The sequence below is a fragment of the Litoreibacter sp. GN1-5 genome, assembly GCF_055693805.1.
Genome location: NZ_JBVFUP010000001.1, coordinates 3,147,241 through 3,167,135, shown reverse-complemented (window position 1 = coordinate 3,167,135; position 19,895 = coordinate 3,147,241). Strand labels below are relative to the sequence as shown.

Here is a 19,895-nt window from a genome sequence, read left to right as displayed (position 1 = left end):
GAAAAACAAAACAATAGAACCGTTTAATGGAACTGGAAAGCCGGTGGCATTCAACCGGCCAAACCTCATCCTTCGACAAGCTCCGGCTCCATCTCTTCCCAAAGCGCAAAAATTTCCCGTGCGTTCATAGCCTGCGGCATGTCGTAGATTAAGCCTACAACACAGGTATATGCTTTGAACGAATACCATACAGAGGCAATGCCGCAATTCGGTAATCCTACCATACACGACGTATCATGCTGATTGTGTCGAAGACTGTATCAGCCGACACCAGAATATCCCCGGTAAGCTCTGCAGTGGCGCCAATCAATCGGTCGAATGGGTCGCGATGGTGCCATTCCATCAGGCTGGCTCGCAGGCAGATCTCGGCACTCATTGGCGCGATCAGCCCACCTTGTTGACGAAGGTCAGCGGGCAAGCCACCCACGTAAGGTTCCATCTCGGGCCACTTGCCGATCCGTACCTTTTGACCAATTTCGAAAAAGCTAATCGGACTGACCCGAACAATCTCTGCAGCACCAATTGCGTCGCGGGCCGCAGCCGTCAGGCGCGTGTCATCGGTCAGCGTCCAGACCCATGCATGTGTGTCCAGCAGGACGGCAGTCATTACCGCCCTTCCCAGGCATCCAGTTCGGCATCATCCATTGGTTTCAGAAAATCGGGCCCCTGCCCTATCGCAGCGCCATCCAACAGCCCTAGTTTGAAGCCGGACTGTGGTAATGGTACCAGCCGCACAACGGGCTTGGAGCCTTTGGCAATCACGACCTCTTCGCCCGACAGCGCCGCGTCAATAAGCTTGGATAACTGGCTTTTGGCAGTGTGAACGGTGAACTGCATTTACGTTACTCCTTCATTAGCTAACTTAGCTATTTTAGCTCAAGATGTCAATGATGTCTTCTTTTGACTCCTGTTGCATTAATCGGGCTCACCAAGGCTGCTGCTGCCGCTTGACCTAGCCCCCAGAGAGTCCGCCGCATAGGCATAGCCCGAGCACACCAAGGCCAACGACACTAGCCAGTAAAGTACTGGTGTCATCGCAAGGGTTTTTCCGCTAAGGAGCGTTTCGAAAACTTGACTTTTTCATTGTCATGTCCACTTTCTCGCCTTGCTGAGGTGCAACGGGAGCTCGTTTGAGCACTCAGCGGCTCCAGAGCTACAGACGTAATCGCCTGTTGAGGTTGATATGCATCCAGCCCAAGGGGAAACGTGCTTTAGCAAGCCTTGATCGTGCAGTTTTCCAACCCGCCGCAAATGATAAACGGCCTTGTCTATATAAATAGTATTCCAGTAGATGATGGCAGCAATGACAAGGTTGAGCGCCATTGCGCATTTTTGCTGCACATCTGAATGACCGATCATGTATGCGCCCCTGAGAATGGGCAAAATAGCCTTGGCCAGCGTGTGCTCCGCCTCACCTTTACTCAGGCCCGCCTGACATTCCTGCCGGAGCTGTGGGTTTTCCGTCCAATCCATCATGAACAAGGTGCGTTCGATGCGGCCAATTTCGCCAAGAGCTAGGTAAAGGCGATTTTGCTGACGGTAGATCCCCAGTTTTCGCAATAATGCGGAAGGTTTTACGGACCCGTTTTTCACGCTGGCGACCAAACGGACAACATCATCCCAATGACTTAGAATAACTTCCTCGTTTATCAGTTTGCCCATGATAGGCGTTAACCCTTTCCACATACTTGGCTTTCCAAAGCAAGCCAGCCGTCGATCAGGGAAATCCCGCAACCGTGGGGCTAATTTGAGCCCAAGTAGATGGAACAAGGCAAACACGTGGTCCGATACGCCACCGGTATCAACATAATGAGTCAGCGAACTGACCATACCGGCCCGTGGCTGTATCAACCGCCGCAACAAGAGGCCTGACACACGACCACATCCGCCGTGCACTCGGTGAGATCTCCGACAGCAACAAGTATGCGTTTGGTGATATCTTCATTGATATGCTGCGCGACATGCGTGACGAATTGGCGGAACTGGACAGCCGGCTTGTGGGTTACAATCGTCGGATCAAAACCCTCTTCCGCTCGAATGAGATGTGCCAACGCATTAGCCGAATTGAAGGTGTTGGTCCAATCACGGCAACAGCCCTGGTCGCCGCAATCGGTGATAAGTCCTGCTTCAAGAACGGCCGTCAATTTGCGGCTTGGTTGGGATTAGTTCCCAAGCAGCACTCAAGCGGCGGAAAAGCTCGATTGTTCGGTATCAGCAAACGCGGCGACCGGTACTTACGAACATTGCTCATTCATGGTGCGCGAGCTGTGCTCAGCCGCGCTGCCGGGAAAACCGATGCGCGCAGTCAATGGATAGGGCGTATGCGGGAACGACGGCATCCAAACGTGGTGGCTGTTGCGCTAGCTAACAAGAACGCCAGAATTATATGGTCGCCTCTATCAAAAGATCAGGAGTACCGCCCGGCTCATGAGGTGTCATTCAGCTGAAAACCATATCGATAGGCTGACATAAGGAGGGCTATCTGAGGAATATTGCAACATCTGCCAGGAGATGGAAAAGGGTCACACCCGTTGCTTCTCGAACCTGATGTGTGGATCGGCAAGGTCAACATCAATGCCTTAGGGGCGATGAGGGGGAAGCAAGCGGAAATCCATCGGGGCTCGCGGCTACGATATATCGGGCCGCCCTAAGAAGCCGGATATACATCAGCAATCGCGACCTCGAAACCAGAACCAAACAGACCGTTGCAATTAGGCGGGGTCCATATACATCCACACATGAATCAGCGATAGACCCGCCGATCAAAAAAGAGTTTTTCAACAAAATACGCCCCGAGGCACTATCATTGCCGTTCAGATTCTAGACGATGCCAGCAGTTAACAGAAACACAATAGGCAGGTGCCAAAGGCACCGACTTCAACGTTACAAAACCACTAAGCAGGTCAAAGAAATCCGCATCGTCCAAAAACGCTTCGATATTTGAGGTCTACGCGCTTCTGGACGATGCTATGTTGCGAACGATTACGGCGGGACCAAAAGTTTATCTGGGCAGTATTGGTAAGACTGCGCGGCAATGCTAGTGATAATGCTGCGGCAACTCTCCGAAAATACGCATTTGCGCCGCATGGACCGCGTAATCGGAGGCGTCCTAGGCCCAAAATGCGTTTGAGTTGGGTAATACGCCGAAGGTACCAATTCTTTGGTACCAACTGCTAACGACCGCTTCCTACCGGCGCATCGGGCTTTTAAGAAGCGCGGCCTCCTCCGATCCAAAAAATTGGTTCGTCGGGTTAAGGACCAAAGGTCTCAAATCAACAACTTGGACATCTTGAGCGCGTGTAGAGGACAAATTGGCATCCACTGGGACAAGTTGCCCGCAACTCTACAATTCGACAAAATTTGTGGGGCGACACATAGTTTTACCTTTTTAGGGAATAGGTTGCTCTGATTTTAAAGGAAATTTTGAAACCACGACGCACAGGCTTTGCCTTTTGCGACTCGAAGGTTTTCCTTTCGCCCAAAGGCGGTACTGCTCGAAAACTTAGTCTCTGGCATTCAGTCAGCCGCCATCGGGCCCGCAGATTGCATCAAGTTGTTTCAAGACCTCAGCTACTTCGCCTCTGGCGTGGCTGAGACGTCGAGCTATCCGTTCCTCGTGACGACCTGCCAAAACTAGAACAACGTCAAGGACGGTGTCTGAATGCCGCATCAGCTCAATCAGGTTTTCACCAGTTGGACCGTAGGTTTCCGACATCCAGTTTTTAGCTGTTCGTTCGCTTTTTCCTGTCCACCGAGCTGTTACTTTCGCCGCGCGACCAGCGCCGCCCAATTCTTGAGACAGCGCTGAACTGATCGCCTTTCGGTATTCTGAAGCAGAAACCAATCCCTCGCATTCACGATGAAACAAGCTGCCCTTTTTATGAAACATGCTTCCGACCCTCTCCCGTTAAGATTGAGAAAGGAATCGCAGAGTTCCCGTACAGGTTTGCGAATTTGAATAGTGGAGGGCCGCAACATTGAATTGGCCGGAAGACAACAATGAGCAAGGCAGCCCTCGAAAGGCTGCGCAATATGTCCGCATGTCGACTGAGCATCAGCGGTACTCGACCGAAAATCAGGCGGACGCGATTAAGCGATACGCCGATGAGCGCGGCTACCAGATCATTCGAACCTATTCCGATGCCGGAAAGAGCGGTCTACGTATTCAAGGCCGGGCTGGTCTCACCCAATTGATCGAAGACATCGAGGCCGGGCAAACTGCGTTTAAAACAGTTCTGGTCTACGACGTAAGCCGCTGGGGTCGTTTCCAGGACGCCGACGAGAGCGCCTACTACGAGTACGCCTGTAAGCGTGCGGGCATTTCAGTCGAGTATTGCGCCGAGCAATTTGAAAACGATGGCAGTACAATGTCCACCGTCGTCAAGGGCCTAAAGCGGGCGATGGCTGGAGAATACAGTCGAGAACTGTCGCAAAAGGTATTCGCAGGTCAGTCACGCCTGATTGAACTGGGCTACCGCCAAGGTGGTGCGCCGGGTTTTGGCCTGAGACGGATGCTGATTGACGAAGCCGGAAATATGAAAGGCATTCTCTCACGTGGCGAACACAAAAGCATTCAGACGGATCGCGTAACGCTTGTGCCCGGACCTGACGATGAAATCGCTGTTGTGAACCAGATTTTCCGTTGTTTCGTTCGTGATGGTCAATCTGAGGCTGAGATCGCTGCCAATCTGAACGCAAAAGGCCTCAAAACTGATCTAGACCGGGATTGGACACCGTCCGTCGTGCGCCAGCTTCTCTCAAACGAAAAGTACATCGGCAACAACATCTGGAACCGCCATTCCTTCAAACTGAAGAAACGCCATGTCCGCAATGACCCGAACAATTGGGTGCGTGCGGTAGGCGCTTTTGAAGCCATTGTCAGCACTGATCTCTTTGAGGCGGCGCGTGCTATTATCAGCTCAAGGTCTCAACGGCTGTCTGACGAAGCAATGCTTGAAGGCCTCAAAGAGACGCTGGAACAACATGGTTTTCTCTCCGGCTTTGTCATCAATGAAGCGGCGACTTTGCCGTCGAGCGGTGCTTATCAAAGTCGGTTTGGCAGCCTGCTGCGGGCCTACAGCCTTGTCGGTTTCAAACCGGACCGGGATTACCGATACATAGAGATCAACAAACGTCTGCGCGGTATGCACTCAGATCTGATCCGCGACACGGTGTCCGGCGTCGAAGCCGTTGGTGGACAGGTTGATCGAGATCTTCAATCAGACATTCTGACCATCAACGGCGAGTTCACTGTTTCCATTGTCATCGCCCGGTGCATGCAAACCGGCGCAGGTGCGTTTCGATGGAACATTCGTCTCGATACTGGGCGTCTGCCCGACATGACCATCGTCGTCCGGATGGGACAGATGAATGAGTTACCGCTGGACTATTATTTGCTGCCGACCTTTGACATGACCCGACCCAAGCTGCGTCTGGCGGAAAACAACGGCCTGTCGCTCGATGCATACCGCTTCGACGATCTTTCACACTTTTTCGAGATGGCGGCCCGAGCGCCACTTCTGGAGGTCGCGTGATGAACAGCGTCTCTCTCGAACACACGGTGTTGGTTCCGATCGATGCGATCACGGTGGTCAATCCGAGGGTTCGCAACAAGAAGGTTTTCGATGAGATTACCGCCAATATCGCGGAACTGGGCCTGAAACGGCCCATCACCGTCGCGGCGCGCGCGACGGAGCGTGATGGTGAACTGACCTATGAGCTGGTGTGCGGTCAGGGACGTCTGGAAGCTTTCAAAGCCCTTGGTCAGTCGGAAATTCCCGCGATCGTCGTCGATGCCAGCAGTGAAGACTGCCTTGTGATGAGCCTAGTCGAAAACCTGGCTCGCCGTCAGCACCGCTCGCTTGATTTGCTGAGGGATATTCAACGGCTTAAGGACAACGGATATTCTGAGCGAGAGATCGCAGCCAAAACACAGCTGTCCGCCAAATACGTGCAGGGCGTAATCAAGCTCTTGGTAAGCCATGAACATCGCCTATTGCGCGCGGTGGAAAGCGGGAAGATTCCAGTGAGCGTCGCCGTTGATATCGCTGATGCAGATGACGTTGGTGTGCAGACTGTTCTCAGGCAAGCCTATGAGAAGAAGCTCCTGCGTGGCGGGAGACTTTTGCGGGCGAAACGGCTTGTTGAAGCCCGCCAAAAGCATGGTAAGGGCCAGGCCTCGGCAGACCGGGGTTCACGAAAGAGTCTTTCGGTCGAAAGCCTGCTCAAAACCTATGAGAACGATGTCGAACAGAAGAAGGTTCTCCTGCGCAAGGCGCATGCGACGCGCAGCGAGATGCTCTTTCTCACACAATCGTTCAAGACGCTGATGGCCGACGAGAATTTTGTCACGCTCTTGCGGGCAGAAGGGTTGGCAACTCTGCCCAAGACGATTGCTGATCGATTGACACACATGGAGGACGCCTGAAGATGACAACGACAGATGAAGAAAAAATCGTTGCAGCAGCCTTTGAACAGGGACTGCTGACCGTACTGTTTGACCAAATCGCACCCCTCTATGTTGTGACACCGCAAAAGAAGGCCAGCATCAAGTTCAAGCAGATCGCTGCATCAATCCATGACATCGGTCTTGTCGAGCCGATGGTTGTTGCGCGCGATCCAAACAGTTCGGACCAATTCACTTTGCTGGATGGCCATCTGCGCCTTGAGGTTCTTAAGGATGAGGGCAGAACAGATGCACGGTGTCTGGTCTCAACCGACGATGAGGCCTTCACCTACAACAAGCGGATCAATCGTCTTGCAACCATTCAGGAACACAAGATGATCCTGCGTGCATTGTCGTTAGGTGTTCCAGAAGCACGTCTGGCGAGTGCGCTAAACATCAACATCAGGACGCTGAAACAGAAACGTCAGCTTCTCGATGGCATATGTGATGAGGCCGCCGAATTGCTCAAAGACAAGCAGGTTGCCCTGACCGGGTTTCAGATCCTTAAGAAGATGAAACCCCTACGCCAAATTGAAGCGGCACAGTTGATGGTCGCAATGAACAAATACACGATCAACTACGCACGGTCTCTTTTGGCCGCGACACCGGAAAGCCTGCTGCTTTCAGTTGCGACGCCCAAAAAGATCAAAGGCATTTCCCGCGATCAACTCGACTTGATGGAACGTGAATCCGCCAACTTGGAACGCGAAGTGCGCCTCGTTGAAGACAGCTACGGGGTCGACCATCTCGATCTGGTGTTGGCACGCGGATACATCTCGAAACTGATGAGTAACGACCGCGTTACGCGGTATCTGTCCCTACATCACGACGGGTTCTTGCCCGCCTTTGAGAAGATCACTGAGACGGAGGCGTTTGCGTCCTAAGCGGCTTGGTTTGCGAGATAGAACTTGGGGACCCGGACCCATGAAGCGCGGGGACCACAGGAGACGCCGCACTGTGGGGCGGATCAAGTGTGGTGGTGGGAATGGCGGCGACCCCGTCGGGGCCCATCGGGCCGGACCATATGTCTGGCAACTTGTGTCAAACTGTCTGCGCGTGATCTCATATTTTGGGAGCATGCGCAGACAACCCATGGCTGAAATCGTGCGTCATAATGTGAATTCACGCTGAAGTGCAGTTCCTGATATGTCGTTCTATTCCAATCGGTTCTGAATTTCCATCAGCTTGGTCTCGAAGACTTCCGCCGGTGTCCGGTAATTCAAACACTTGCGCGGCGTTGAATTGAGGCGATGGCAAATCGACCTCAAATATCGATTTGTCAGCGCCGTCGGTTCGGTCGATCTGGGGAGATACTTCCGCAACCTGTTGTTCGTGTTCTCGACAGTGCCTTTCTGGTAGGGCGCTTGCGGGTCACAGAACCAAGCATCTGCACCGATCCCAGCTTTGAGGTGCTTCCAGGCCGAAAACTCGGTGCCTCGGTCGAAGGTGATTGATTGATGCGCATCGGCGGGCAGGGGAGCCAAGCCTTGGATCAGGGCTTCCATGATCGGTTTGGACTGGCGATCTTCATTGCGCATCACGACCGCGTATCGGCTGACGCGCTCGACCAGAGAGGTCACGTTCACCTTTCCATGCTCTTTGCGGAACATCATTAAATCGCACTCCCAGTGGCCGAACTCAGCGCGCGCTGCGATGCTCTTGGGCCTGTGTGAAAGGCTTTGCACATCGAAGATATGCGTTCGGTTGTGCCTGCGGTAACCCCGTGGCCTGCGGCGACGGCGATGTTCAGGCAGGTGGCGATAGAACTGCTCATCGCGACCGTCTTTGGAATAGGCGAACCGATAGATCGTCTCGTGGCTAACGCGGATCGGGTGGCGTTCAAGACGCATCCGTCCCGCGATCTGTTCTGGCGACCAGCCGGCCTTGAGCCGATCCTCAATGGCTGCCTTCAGTTCTGGATGGACGATCATTTTACGATGAACTGCACGACGGCGCTCATACATGTCCTGAGCGTTCAAAGCGTAGTAACCGTTTAGCTGTGGCAGTTCCCGGTCATCATAGTGGTTGCGTCGAACGTCTCGGTAGATCGTTGAGACATCGCGGCCCAGACGATCCGCAATCTCAGACATGGACATTTTGGCTTCACGCCACTTTGCGATCTTACGTCGTTCTTCTAAGCTCAGGTGAGAGTAGTGGGTTCCCATTCAATATCCTCCATGCAACATTCTGTTTTGATACAGAATTTGCACTTCGTTTGTGAATCCACCTAACGAAGCGTGAACATCTGCTAAGGAGTGTTATGTTAACCGCCCCTAGGTTGAGCTGAGGCGTAGTGATTTGTGTATTCAAAGACAGTGCAATTGAAGTATTTGGCTCTAGCCAATGGGATTGTGGTTTGGGTTAAGCGCGGCGGCAAGAAGAGCGATAAGGTGGGTATCGTCACCGGCACAGTGAGACATGAATGCTGCGAGAGAAAGTAGTCTGTGGCCCGGCGATCCTCCAACCTCAATAAAACCTTCGCTGTATCGACTGTCTGAAAAGCGTTTTATTATTTGGCGCTCTTGTACAGGCCCATCAGACTCGGCGAGGCCAGTTGATATTCCCTCCTCAAAACCCATGGCAAAGTTGTCGTGATCGCTAGAAAAGTATGAAAAATGATCCGGACAAATCAAAGCATCCAGATCTATGCAGTTTTCTTCGGCCCGTTGAACTAAGGTGTCGACGCCCAACCAATCTCCCTTTTCCTCCCCAACAGTGAACCCGAATAATACAAATCCAGGCGGATCCAGGCCTTCTTGAATTGCAAAACCACGCAATTCAGCTGCCTTTCTCTCCGTATCGTCAAGCGTTTCTTGGTCAATTGTAGATTTCACCTCAAGGATTAATCTGATTCCTTCGAAAGTACACACTGAGTTCAGCCCAAGCTTATCAAGCGCCCAAAACCCACCGATGGATGGATCGTGAAGCACAATATCTAGTTCTCTGCTGTATTCTTTACCCTTAAGTGAAACGGCAAACACGCTAGACGCTAGATTGAAGTTTTTAGGAGCAAATGCTTCTAAAAAGCTTACGACAGCATCCTCCCTTATCTTGCCTTTTGATCCGGGCAACTTGTGACTTGCAGAGAACAGGTAGTCTGCTTTCATCAGGGCTGCGTACCCATCCAGCGCTTTAAAAAGTCTTTTGACCAAGAAACATCCTTTCAACAATTTATGCATCAAGCAGGTCGATGTCATTGCGTAAGTTTTAGCCCATACACCGCAAAACCATGGTAAATCGAAGCGCTCAGATCCTTGGTTAAGAACAAACGTCGAAACATCAACCCAATTAATCGCACGATTTTGCACCCCATGATTATCGCACTCAGGGTGTCATGTTAACCATTTCAGGGACGAATCTCCATGTTAGGCAATGACCGTAGTTGGTCTTCCAATGCCACTAAAATCAGGTCCTCCACTTCTGCAAGACACATGCCGCGCACAAGCGTCAGCTCACTGACCAATTCTTCGATCCGGCCATTGTGAGGACCATGAAGAAACCAGTCGTCGATCTTTCGTATGTCCGGATGATTACGCAGCCCATCCGTTTCACTCTCAAAGTCCAGCGACACCAACCGCCTAAGTAGCGCCGTCCTTCGAATATGATTCCAGCATATCGGCTATCCCGTTTGACTTCATGCGGCGCGCTTCTGCGACCTTAATGACAGCTGCCTCAATCGCATCAGCAGCTCCGGTTGCATAAGCCTCATTCAACATTCTGAACTGCGCCGCCACATCGTTGGCCAACTGCACTGCGCCAATTTCAGGCCCCGATTCATCTTCAAATACAACATCACTTGGTTTGAGGAGATTCCGCTGCGCTAAAAGGACGTTCACGATGACGTCTTCGACCAAACTGAGCCGTAGCCCAAGCCCAAGTGTCAACTCTCTCACAAGTTCTTCGATGCGGCCGTTCCTCGGGCCATTCAGCATCCAATCATCAATTGCGTGACGATCCGGGTGATGAGGCAGTTCGTTCTTGTCGTTTTCAATGTCGTCCATGATGTTCACACCTCTTCCAATGGTGGGGTGATACCCGCCCTCCGCAAACGCCCTTCAAGCCCCTTGCGTTCATAATACAAACTTATCCCATCAGGGGTTTCGATCGGGCAGATACCTTTAGCTTCCAGATGTGAACTAAACGGACCCGATGCCCTACGATAGCGTTTTGAAAGTTGACCCAGTGTCTCAAACTCCGCCTCGAATGCAATCAAGCTCTCACTGCAAATTGCATCCAAGAACTGTCGAGAGCGCGGGTTTCGCAATCGACGCTTTATCAACACGCCGTCGGCAATCAAGAAATTTATTGTTGGGTAGTTCACCCGAAGGCGTCTGGATGCATCCCCTTTTGTGATCCCTGGCATCTCAAATTGAGGAAGCGCCGCCCGCAATTCTGGGAGGTTTATGCGGAGTGCAGCGAGGCCGCGCGTTTCAGCGTCACGGTTTATGTGCGTCAGTTTCCCATCAAGTATCAGCTTAACAATTTGGACAAGGGGACATCTAACGCGCTGGGTAGCGTCGATAAGGGATACCAAATTTTCTCCATCAATTGGCGTTTCCGTGACCCGGGCATTCAGATTTGCCAGCAGCTGTTCCAACTCTTCACGGTCAAACTTTGGAATTTGATCGAGAGCGTCTACGGTGGACGCGATGAAGCCATGATCGCGCAGTTGGTTGAGCACCTCTAAACCCACTCCCAATACCGCTTGAGCCTCAATCGCGTTCAGCCGGGACGCGATCCGGCACCTAAGATCATCGATAGCCTCGGACTTCAGCCCCTCGTGAAGTCGCACTGAATTGTCCGCCATATCCGTGTGTGCCAACCCTTCAGCTAGCAGAATCCGGTTCATTCTATGGCGTTGAATACCCAGTGATTGCCACGCTCCAGAAATTGTGAACACAGCTGGACTTGGGCAGGTTTTACCAAGGACAGTATCCCCTTCCCGAAAAGGATAGGTGCGGAAGATGAAGTCCCGCACCTTGTCGCGTAACATCTCAAAGTCATCACCCATTGACGACGATCGCAGCCATTCAAAGAACGCTCCAAAGTCCGACTGATGCCGCACCGTACGTAGAGCAATTGGACTCACCATCGCCTCCAAAGCTGCATACAATCCGTTCTCCCCGCTTTGCAAAGCCTCAAAGCCAGTTTGACCACCCACGCGCAGATCATCTTCGGTCGCTTCAGATATTCTGCGCTTAGGGCCGTTCTGGATCACAAATCCTAAAACCTCACACAGCCGGGTTGCGACATGCATCGGCAGGCTATCAAGGAATGGGTTGGATGCTGATCCGTCAAGCCGACCCGAAACATAGCCCTCAAACTCGGTAGGTTTATGACTGGCGCAATTGTCCGCCTGAGAATTGATAAACGCCCAGTTTTTGAAGACCTGTCCGAAAAAGTCATAGTTGTGGAGCGTGTGCAGTTCAGGCGGAACGACAACGAGCGCTACGTTGTGCACCGGACACGTCCGGATCGACCAAAAGTGCCATACGACCCGACGGAAAACACCATGTCTGCCGCCATTCTTATGATCTTCTATCAGGCATCGCGGACAGACACGTAGGCGCGAACGAACCAATGACGATCTAGTCGCGTTTTGGCCGCAAACCTCGAACCGGTTTTTATCAACTGTTCGAACGGCCCAACGTTTCATATCCCGTGGGCATGCACCGCCGATCGATGCAATTTTTTCAAAGAGGTCATCGTCACCGCGCACAAAGTCCTGCCAACGAAAACCAAAGTCCAAACAAAGAACGCGAGGCTCCTGCAACCCGCAATATCGCGTCAAACGCGAGACATAGGAGGTTGCCGTTTCAAAGCGCTTAAGTGGGAAAATGAGACGGAAATTTTCTGCCATTTATTCCACTCCAAATTTGGAAAAGTGATCCCAAAACACTTTGCGCGCATCGATGCTCAGATAGTCCGCAGCGACAAAGATGTTGAGAGCTGGCACACAGCCAGCCTTTCGACGAAACGCTTCTGAGAAGTGACGCAATTTCAATACGTCGGCCCGCTCCAGCAGTGCATCTTCCAGAGCAAAGCCAAGCATGGCTATCGTGTTCCCAAACTCATTCGCACCAGCATGGATGAGCCTTGGCACCAGATCATCGAAATCCAAGTCTTCGCTGAGCGAAATTTTAGCCTTTGCGGCATACGCAAACATTATCGCCCGAACTTCCTTAGCGTGCGAAACCCGGCTGATAGCCGGTAGTTTCACCAGATCTACGCGACGTCCGAGTTGCGGGTCAGAGTTTAGCATCTCGAGCAGTTTCGGCGTGCCCGAAAGGATCAGCCCAACGGGCCACGCGTCGTTGTTCAACAGAGTTTTCAGTCTGTCTACGACACCTGCACGAACATTTTCATTTGGACTGGCAATCAAATGCTGCGCTTCATCCAAGTGAATGTAGAAGGTTCTTCGGTTTCTCAGCAGGACGTGAACTTGCCGCCAAATGTCAGATGCATTGTCCCCTTTGCGTACGGACGTATAACCTAGTTTCTCCCGCAGAAGGATTGCCAAACTCTTCATAGTTTCGGAGGCCGGAACGAGAATGCTCAAATAGTCGATTAGTTCATCCCCATCCTTAGCGTGCCTCAAATCTTGGTTTTGCTTAAGGGCGCGCTTAACTAGCCTGGTCTTGCCGCTCCCAGCCGCACCGATGACGGCGATCGCTCTCGCTTCCTCAATGAGATCCAAAGATTGAGCTGCGAGCCGTCTCTGAAGCTGACGATCAAACTGATCAGAGAAGCTGTTATACGGCTCATTGCGAACGAAATCGTGGCGCAATAGAGCAAGACGACGGTGGATGTTCTCGCGATCATTCATCATCCAGTCTCCAGTTCAAAGGCTCGTCTTCGTCGTCGGCATCGCTATCGGTTGTGGGTTCGATTGCGACGGTTGCGCTGCCGCCCCCATTGTCATTTTTGGGCACCGGAACCACGTGGCCAAACAAGTCGTCATCAGGAGGTAAATCGAGGTTTCCAGGTTCTTCAGGATCAATTGACAACCCAAGAAAAAGATCCTCCTCACCACGTGCCAGGCCCGCGGGAGTGACATTGCGCAACAGCGTTGCAAACGTCTTCTGTTCTGCAGCATTGACTTCAGCAATTTTGGCAAGTGCCTCGGCGACAATTGGTTCCCGCAACATGGCTTCGTCGCGGTACTTAAGTCTCAACTCCTTGGCGGCGGCTTGCCATTCATCGTAGGAGACCCCTTCAAAGCATGTCTGAAGTGCCATCGCATGAAACCATTCATCACCAATGCGCACCATCACCCAGCCCAAGTCAGTGAGATCGACCTTTAGATCGACGTGCGTTTGATGGTTATGCAAGTGGAACTGACGAAGCGCTTTGCAGGTGTAATCTATACCGAAGACGCGCACGCCTCGACCTGTCACTTTTCGGTTTAGATGCTTACCAAAGGCGCGACGTCTGGTACGCTCAGGAACATCTGGAACGACGCCTTTTTCTTGCGCAAGCCGTTTCCAGCAATTGTTAGGTGTCTCGCCGCCAAGACCACGATGCGGACGATTGTGGTAGACGTCCACCACGTATAGTGTGAGCATCTGCATCAATGCATCGTCAGTAATGGATGCCATTTCTTCCGATGGGTAATCACCGCGCTCCTTAGGATTGGAAAAGGTACGCCCCGCCAAACCCGGCATAAGATTTGTTCCAAATGTCCCAAAGATCCTTTCCACGTGCGCACGTAATTGCGGCAATCCGCCTGTCGGTGTCTCAGGTGAACCGAGCGCATCAAAAATGGCTGTCCGAAAGTTGTCGTCAACGAATGCTGCCCCTAGATCTGTTGCTATAGTCTTCAGGCCACCGAAATGAGACCAATCAGATGCGCAACCAGCAGCCTTTGCGAGATCGGTCTTGTCGCGCGTGACATCAGCCAACAGCGCGATTGCGTCTTGTGAGTTTGGGGTAACTGCCAGCCGCATGGCGACAACGCAGCGGGTTCCACAATCAATTGCCAAGTAAAGCCAACGACGCCCGCGTGGAAGCGCCGCAAGCTCTTCGGCAGAGAGTTCATCTAACGCACCGCGTTCAGCTAAGATCGAGATGAGATCGACGCACCACTCGTCAATTTCAATACGTTCCATCGGATAGCTCGCATCGATACCTTGTTCGTAAAGCATAAACTCACGGTTTGCAGCTTCGACCCCATATCGCTGAGCATGGGTTGTGTAGGGATCGAGTTTCGAAAGCTCCCGCTCGACTTTTCGTTTGGATGGTACGCGAAGTGGCGGCAAACCCTGGTCTGCCCTTTGGACATTTTCAGCGTCGAATCGCGTTTTAGTATCGTCCGCCACTTGTCGTTTAGATCGTCGGTCGCGTGTTAAATACCTACTGATACAGCTTCCCAAAAGGCGTAGTTCTTCAAGGCTGAAACGGTCCTTCCAGTTGCCCGAGCGAAATGTTCTAGGAACAAGCCCTAAGGGAGAATACCCCGCTTTTTCGTAACGTCGCACCCACTCCAAGAGGGTTCGTGGACAGGGAGGCACCCTAAGTTCTTGCTTCCGACCCGCGCGTTTGGGCACCCAACCGCTCTGAACAGAAACCGCTTGTTTGTTCACGCATTTCTCGATTTCCGACAGCAGTAGCTGGGTCGAAAATTCCGTTCTGGTTAGATGACCCGCCTTCTCCAATTGCAGAAAGATTTCGACGTATGCATAGCGCCATACGACCTCTGATTTCACCTTGTCAGGCAGCATTCCAACCGCGGCGGCAACACCGGTTTTTCGCAGTGCTTGGCGTTCAACGATAAAGAAGTCAGGCTCGAGCGTATTTTCAGGTTTGGCCAACAGTTCGCGGATTTTTTCAAATGTGAAGAATATCCGTGAGTTCGGACGATCTGTACGGGCAAATGAGACGCCACCATCCTTTATGATGGCATCTCGGTAGGTGTGTGGGCTTACAGTCAGCCGCGCAAAGGGAGATATCTGCATCGGGTTTGTCATTGAACAACTCCCCCATTAACAATCGTTTCCATGTCGATTGGCATTGTCCGATCAGCGGACAACAAGCCCTCGTAGATTGCGATGAAAATAGTTCTGAAACTCTGGTCTCCCGCATCTAGAGATTTAGCCAACGCTCCCACAGATGTTGGGAATGACATGGATCGAAGGACGTCTCTGAGCCGTTCGAACGCCATTTCATTCCTGGACCTTGAGAATTCATGGTATCTCTCCGCGTTCAGCGCTTCTCCCTTTGTGAAATCCTGATCCGTTATCAGAACCAAATCATCTGCGAAGTCTCTGGTTATAGCTGCGCGAATGCACTGAAGGTCCCAGACAAAGCCAATGCGTGAAGCGCGCTTTGCGGGCTTCACCGCAATCGCGATGCGTCGACCTGATGACAGGCGGATCAAGAAGTCGCAGAAATGGGTGCGTCGGCGACCTTCTTTGTCCCAGAAAGTTATTGCAGGAGGTTGCTCCCACAGATCGATAAGATCACCGCGAGCCAGCAGCAGGAACAAGACACGCTGTTCCAGCTTGCTTTCAAAGAAAACGACCCTTGGACGCGCCCACCCTGGGAGTTGGACAACAATGCCACCTCGCGAACTGTACTTTGATCGTTTGGCAATCCGTCGCGTTGCGCGGCTGGGGAGCGGCGGCTGGTCACCAGTGCCGTTAAAGATATCATCTTTCATGATGTGTTTTGGACCTTACATGCCATTCAGCCACACAAGGATTCCACCTTCTGCTGAAGTGAAAGTCAGACAAAGGCGTGCAGGGCCGACGCCCGAAAGGACGACGGAACTGTTGACTTTGCATGTGGATCAGGGGAGAAAGGTGGCGTCGGAGATGCTTCGACACCGAAGATTACGGGCCTCGATTGGTTGCAGCCATCGAGGCCTAACTTTTTCCGGAAAGAGCTTTGCTAGTTCATTTTGAGCCCTCCTTTTTCGGATAACGCCGCGGCCATATTTGCTGAGGCTCCTTCCCAACCCTACAATCGATCTCACGGAAATCGATTGGGACGATGAAATCGGTGAAGCTGTCCGCTTCTCGGATTTACAATCGTATTTGGTGGTAAGCTTACCGGCATTGCGCGATGTCGAAAATGAGCTGCGTAACTTCAGAACGTCCCCATTGGTCCGGTTGATTGAAGCATGCGAGATTGACCAAGTAGAGCAGGATGCGTTGATTGCAATTCTTGACACCGCTAACCAACAAATAGAGGGATCAGCTGCAGTAGCAGACATTGCAAACTCTATCGACGCATCCTTCAAGGATGTGTCAGGGCCAGCATTTGAGATGGATGCGACGCTCGGACTTTCCGCCGCAACATTTCAGGCAATCGTTCGCAACCTCAAAATACTGCTTTCCGACTTGGCTATGACGTCTTTTGAACCTGGCCGAAATGGTCTGGGTATGAACAACATTCTGTATATTGCCATTTTGATGGAGTACCTGGAAAGACGGCGTGCTCGCGGGAACTCAGCAGGACAACTCGTACTTGTCGAGGAACCGGAGGCGCACTTGCACCCTCAACTTCAAGCTTCCTTGCTTGTTGCACTGCGATCAAAGGACGTACAAACTCTTCTCACGAGCCACAGTACACAGATAACCTCGCTTGCACCCTTCAACACGCTTATTTCTCTTACCAAACGCGCTGACGCTTCTGTCGTATCGTGCACATTGGCCGCTAACGATCAATTGGATGCAAATGCCATCGCCGATCTTGAGCGGTATCTGGACTCCACAAAAAGCGATTTGCTGTTTGCACGAAAAGTAATGCTTGTTGAAGGGGCCGCTGAGCTTTTTCTTCTCCCGGCGCTTTATGAGGCCGTACATGGCGGGAACCTTGAGCGGGAAGGAATTTCTGTTGTTGCTATTCACGGGGTGCACTTCGATGTATTCACTCGTTTGTTCCGCACAGGAAACCTGGAGAAAAAATGCGCCGTTGTGACTGACGCGGACTTAAGGCCGTCCGACGCAAGCGATGAATTTGATTTGGTTGTAGAAAAGCCGAACCTTGCTGCCCTCCAAGGAGAATTCGTCCGGGTATTTGCTGGCGCAACGACATTCGAGCGTGAGTTGGTGACAGTTGAAACACTGCCAATGCTCATCGAAGCTTGTAGGCAGCTTGGAGCGCCTCAGATCACAGTGCAACTTGAGACCGGTCTCGCTTCTCTTCAAAACGACAATCTGGGACCAGAGATTGAAAGTCAGGTTATTGAGGAGTTAGGAACATCCGTCCTCAATACTGCCAAACGATTTGGTAAAGGTCGGTTCGCGCAGGTCGCAGCGCGCCATGCGCACCTGTGTTCAGGCTTGCCTTCGTACATTCAACAAGCGATTGATTGGCTTCAAGAATGACTGCTTTGACACCGCAACAACGGCAAGCAGTTGAGCACAATGGAAACTTACTCCTCACAGCATGTCCCGGCAGCGGAAAAACGCGGGTCATTATGGCGAAGTTACTATTGCTCGCCGAACAATTGGAAGACACTCCACGCTCGGTTGGTTGTATCACCTATACCAATGCCGCCGTAGAGGAGATTGAAAGTAGGATAAAGCAAAACGGCTCTCAATCGCTACTGGAGCGCTGCGAGATCGCAACGATCCATGCATTCTGCCTACGATTTATCTTAAAGCCCTACTGCTGGCTCATTCCCGAACTGCCCGATGGTTTCAAGGTTTTGACACGTGAAATGAGCCTCTTCGACCGCCTTGTTAGAACGGTCGAAGATGAGATTGGTAGGGCAATACAGTTTCGAACCTTTGAGGACTATGCGTCTTTGCGGGTGGACACAGAGGGCCGAGCCGCAGGCGTTGGTATTGATGGGGGAATTGTCAGCGAGGCCAATGCCGAAAGATATTGGGAGTTGATGCGTCGCAATGGCTACATCGACTTTGCAATGATCCTTTTCTACTCGCTTCGAATTCTACGCGAGCACTCCTTTGTTGGACGTGGTCTTTCAAGCAAGTTTGCTTGGCTCCTTGTAGATGAGTTTCAAGACACAACCGATGTTCAGATTGCAATTCTGGGCGAGTTAGAGCGGCATCTTCGAAGCAGGTTCTTTCTCGTTGGCGACGAAAACCAATCGATCAATGGGTTCGCGGGCGCTCGTCCAGACTTGGGGCAAGCGTTCGCAATCGATGTACAAGCTGAGCAAAACTTGGCTCTCACTGGCAATTTCCGTTGCGCACCTCAGATTGTTAGTCCCGCTGAAGCACTTACACCGCGCATGCCTGCGATGCACTCGGCAGGCGCGGCTGCAAATGTTGCTGGAACCGTCGAATACCGCCACGTCCAGTCTCCCATTGTGGGGATTACTGACTACTTCTTGCCGTTGCTCGAAGCACAAGGAATCCCACTTGGTAAGGCGGCTATCGTCGCTCCTTGGTGGAGGCATTTGATCCCTGTCGCGAGGAGGCTGCGCGAGTTCGATGTGCCGGTCTTTGGACCGGGTGCCCGCCCGTATCAAAGGAGACGACTTTACGCTGTACTAGCCGAGCAACTAGGAGCTGCCGTCGAAGCACAAAATCTGTCACAGCTACCGGGTGTGGAAAAAGCTATCTTTCGGTTAGTTAGCGAAGCAATGGGGCAAACTCGTTTCGATATCTTTTCGTATTCCGGTCGGTGTTCGGCGTTGTCGTTGGTATACGCAGCGCAGCAAAGTGCCATTGATAACCCCGGCGGATTGAGCTGGCTTCGCGCTTCTGCACTGATCGTAGGTGATATCCTTGTGCGCGATGAATGGATCGATCGCGTAACAGCAACCGCGCTTACACACTCGGTTGAAGAAATTGCTGCGGACATGGCGAGGAACGATGTCGATGTTGAAAACTTACAGATCGCCGACCTCGGTCTGTTTGCCAATCCTGACGACGCCTTGAAATTGATTACGCTCCATAACTCTAAAGGACGTGAGTATGAAGCGGTCGCAATCATACACGCAAATGAAGGCAACATTCCGCATTTTGCTGCAAACACGCAGTCTGAGTTCGATGAAGCGCGCCGACTATTCTATGTCGGCATCACGCGGGCCAAGAGGCACCTCATGGTTTTTTCCGACCAAACGCATTATCGAAACGTACCGTCGCGCTTCATTAGAGAAGCTGGTCTCGCATAGCTTGTGAGTATTTGCAAAAGACGGCCACTGGAACATGTTGGGTAGATGTCCGGTTAGAGGAAACTGGCATAGCAATTTATGGTTGCAGCGAAGGTCAGCTTTCCGCCCTCTGTACAAAAGAACTAGGGGACGTCGTCCCCACGCGCCTGCAACACAATTAGACCGGGCCGTGTCCTCGGCTGCGCCTGTGGGCCGCACCAACCCGGTCGAATTGTGTTGCACTTGCTACCCCCAACCCTCGCCGGGAGCAGGTTTTAGAGACGAGCGCCCTGAAGGGCTTCGCTCAAAACCAGTATGAAAGGGAATCCATGACTAACCTCACCACAAAACGGCAATGGAAAGGCTATACGTCGAAAAAGG

At 52.1% G+C, this 19,895-nt stretch carries 20 protein-coding genes and 1 pseudogene; 7 read left to right on the top strand and 14 right to left on the bottom strand.

The annotated features are described in order from the left end of the window. Window positions 1–65: 65 nt before the first annotated feature. From ACZ1HF_RS15845 to ACZ1HF_RS15830, 4 genes are all read right to left on the bottom strand, one after another. Entirely contained in the window at window positions 66–224 is a 159-nt protein-coding gene (locus ACZ1HF_RS15845; RefSeq protein ID WP_472658418.1) for a hypothetical protein, read from the bottom strand. Then, a complete protein-coding gene (locus ACZ1HF_RS15840; protein WP_472658417.1) occupies window positions 218–607 on the bottom strand; it encodes a type II toxin-antitoxin system VapC family toxin in 390 nt (129 codons plus the stop codon). The genes ACZ1HF_RS15845 and ACZ1HF_RS15840 overlap by 7 nt, the downstream gene beginning before the upstream one ends. After that, window positions 607–837 carry a type II toxin-antitoxin system Phd/YefM family antitoxin gene (locus tag ACZ1HF_RS15835; RefSeq protein ID WP_472658416.1) on the bottom strand — a complete coding sequence of 77 codons (231 nt, stop codon included), beginning with the start codon at window positions 835–837 and terminating at the stop codon, window positions 607–609. The genes ACZ1HF_RS15840 and ACZ1HF_RS15835 overlap by 1 nt, the downstream gene beginning before the upstream one ends. Before the next feature lie 249 nt (window positions 838–1,086). Further along, window positions 1,087–1,830: a Tn3 family transposase gene (locus tag ACZ1HF_RS15830; protein ID WP_472658415.1), complete on the bottom strand. Its 744-nt coding sequence runs from the start codon at window positions 1,828–1,830 to the stop codon at window positions 1,087–1,089. 8 nt (window positions 1,831–1,838) lie between these two features. On the opposite strand from ACZ1HF_RS15830, the gene ACZ1HF_RS15825 reads away from it, so the two are divergent. Further along, a complete protein-coding gene (locus ACZ1HF_RS15825; RefSeq protein ID WP_472658414.1) occupies window positions 1,839–2,447 on the top strand; it encodes an IS110 family RNA-guided transposase in 609 nt (202 codons plus the stop codon). Window positions 2,448–3,520: 1,073 nt separating this feature from the next. Here the strand turns inward: ACZ1HF_RS15825 and ACZ1HF_RS15820 are convergent. Next, on the bottom strand, window positions 3,521–3,889 hold the full coding sequence (locus tag ACZ1HF_RS15820; RefSeq protein ID WP_472658413.1) for an XRE family transcriptional regulator: 369 nt from the start codon (window positions 3,887–3,889) through the stop codon (window positions 3,521–3,523). 88 nt (window positions 3,890–3,977) lie between these two features. Here ACZ1HF_RS15820 and ACZ1HF_RS15815 point away from each other — a divergent pair, with 88 nt between their 5' ends. The 3 genes from ACZ1HF_RS15815 to ACZ1HF_RS15805 are packed head-to-tail and all read left to right on the top strand — an operon-like array spanning window position 3,978 to window position 7,329. After that, window positions 3,978–5,534 carry a recombinase family protein gene (locus tag ACZ1HF_RS15815; RefSeq protein WP_472658412.1) on the top strand — a complete coding sequence of 519 codons (1,557 nt, stop codon included), beginning with the start codon at window positions 3,978–3,980 and terminating at the stop codon, window positions 5,532–5,534. Continuing rightward, window positions 5,534–6,427 (top strand): plasmid partitioning protein RepB C-terminal domain-containing protein, encoded by an 894-nt coding sequence (locus tag ACZ1HF_RS15810; RefSeq protein WP_472659066.1) that lies wholly within the window; start codon window positions 5,534–5,536, stop codon window positions 6,425–6,427. Before ACZ1HF_RS15815 ends, ACZ1HF_RS15810 begins: the two co-directional genes overlap by 1 nt. A 2-nt stretch (window positions 6,428–6,429) precedes the next feature. Beyond that, entirely contained in the window at window positions 6,430–7,329 is a 900-nt protein-coding gene (locus ACZ1HF_RS15805; protein WP_472658411.1) for a plasmid partitioning protein RepB C-terminal domain-containing protein, read from the top strand. Window positions 7,330–7,599: 270 nt separating this feature from the next. Here ACZ1HF_RS15805 and ACZ1HF_RS15800 read toward each other — a convergent pair whose 3' ends face one another. The 5 genes from ACZ1HF_RS15800 to ACZ1HF_RS15780 all read right to left on the bottom strand — a co-directional run bounded on the left by ACZ1HF_RS15800 (window position 7,600) and on the right by ACZ1HF_RS15780 (window position 11,663). Beyond that, window positions 7,600–8,610: an IS30 family transposase gene (locus ACZ1HF_RS15800; protein ID WP_472658410.1), complete on the bottom strand. Its 1,011-nt coding sequence runs from the start codon at window positions 8,608–8,610 to the stop codon at window positions 7,600–7,602. Window positions 8,611–8,781: 171 nt separating this feature from the next. Then, on the bottom strand, window positions 8,782–9,753 hold the full coding sequence (locus ACZ1HF_RS15795) for a DUF6602 domain-containing protein (protein WP_472658409.1): 972 nt from the start codon (window positions 9,751–9,753) through the stop codon (window positions 8,782–8,784). Between the two features lie 38 nt (window positions 9,754–9,791). Then, the gene (locus ACZ1HF_RS15790) at window positions 9,792–10,016 is read right to left on the bottom strand and encodes a hypothetical protein (RefSeq protein ID WP_472658408.1); all 225 of its coding nucleotides are present in this window, start codon (window positions 10,014–10,016) and stop codon (window positions 9,792–9,794) included. A 7-nt stretch (window positions 10,017–10,023) separates the two neighbouring features. Continuing rightward, window positions 10,024–10,446: a hypothetical protein gene (locus ACZ1HF_RS15785; protein WP_472658407.1), complete on the bottom strand. Its 423-nt coding sequence runs from the start codon at window positions 10,444–10,446 to the stop codon at window positions 10,024–10,026. 5 nt (window positions 10,447–10,451) lie between these two features. Continuing rightward, complete coding sequence (locus ACZ1HF_RS15780; RefSeq protein WP_472659096.1) at window positions 10,452–11,663, bottom strand: hypothetical protein; 1,212 nt, start codon at window positions 11,661–11,663, stop codon at window positions 10,452–10,454. A gap of 117 nt (window positions 11,664–11,780) precedes the next feature. Here ACZ1HF_RS15780 and ACZ1HF_RS15775 point away from each other — a divergent pair, with 117 nt between their 5' ends. Further along, window positions 11,781–12,011, top strand: a complete 231-nt coding sequence (locus ACZ1HF_RS15775) for a hypothetical protein (protein WP_472659095.1) — start codon at window positions 11,781–11,783, stop codon at window positions 12,009–12,011. Here ACZ1HF_RS15775 and ACZ1HF_RS15770 read toward each other — a convergent pair. From ACZ1HF_RS15770 to ACZ1HF_RS15755, 4 genes and pseudogenes are all read right to left on the bottom strand, one after another. Next, window positions 11,949–12,305, bottom strand: a pseudogene (locus ACZ1HF_RS15770) (TniQ family protein); the annotation flags it as partial. The gene ACZ1HF_RS15775 and the pseudogene ACZ1HF_RS15770 overlap by 63 nt on opposite strands. Then, complete coding sequence (locus ACZ1HF_RS15765) at window positions 12,306–13,274, bottom strand: ATP-binding protein (RefSeq protein ID WP_472658406.1); 969 nt, start codon at window positions 13,272–13,274, stop codon at window positions 12,306–12,308. After that, entirely contained in the window at window positions 13,264–15,411 is a 2,148-nt protein-coding gene (locus ACZ1HF_RS15760) for a Mu transposase C-terminal domain-containing protein (protein ID WP_472658405.1), read from the bottom strand. The genes ACZ1HF_RS15765 and ACZ1HF_RS15760 overlap by 11 nt, the downstream gene beginning before the upstream one ends. Then, complete coding sequence (locus tag ACZ1HF_RS15755) at window positions 15,408–16,103, bottom strand: PDDEXK family nuclease (RefSeq protein WP_472658404.1); 696 nt, start codon at window positions 16,101–16,103, stop codon at window positions 15,408–15,410. The genes ACZ1HF_RS15760 and ACZ1HF_RS15755 overlap by 4 nt, the downstream gene beginning before the upstream one ends. A gap of 277 nt (window positions 16,104–16,380) precedes the next feature. Here ACZ1HF_RS15755 and ACZ1HF_RS15750 point away from each other — a divergent pair, with 277 nt between their 5' ends. Together ACZ1HF_RS15750 and ACZ1HF_RS15745 are read left to right on the top strand one after the other, a co-directional pair. After that, complete coding sequence (locus ACZ1HF_RS15750) at window positions 16,381–17,775, top strand: ATP-dependent nuclease (protein ID WP_472658403.1); 1,395 nt, start codon at window positions 16,381–16,383, stop codon at window positions 17,773–17,775. Continuing rightward, window positions 17,772–19,535 (top strand): UvrD-helicase domain-containing protein, encoded by a 1,764-nt coding sequence (locus ACZ1HF_RS15745; RefSeq protein ID WP_472658402.1) that lies wholly within the window; start codon window positions 17,772–17,774, stop codon window positions 19,533–19,535. Before ACZ1HF_RS15750 ends, ACZ1HF_RS15745 begins: the two co-directional genes overlap by 4 nt. Window positions 19,536–19,895 lie beyond the last annotated feature (360 nt).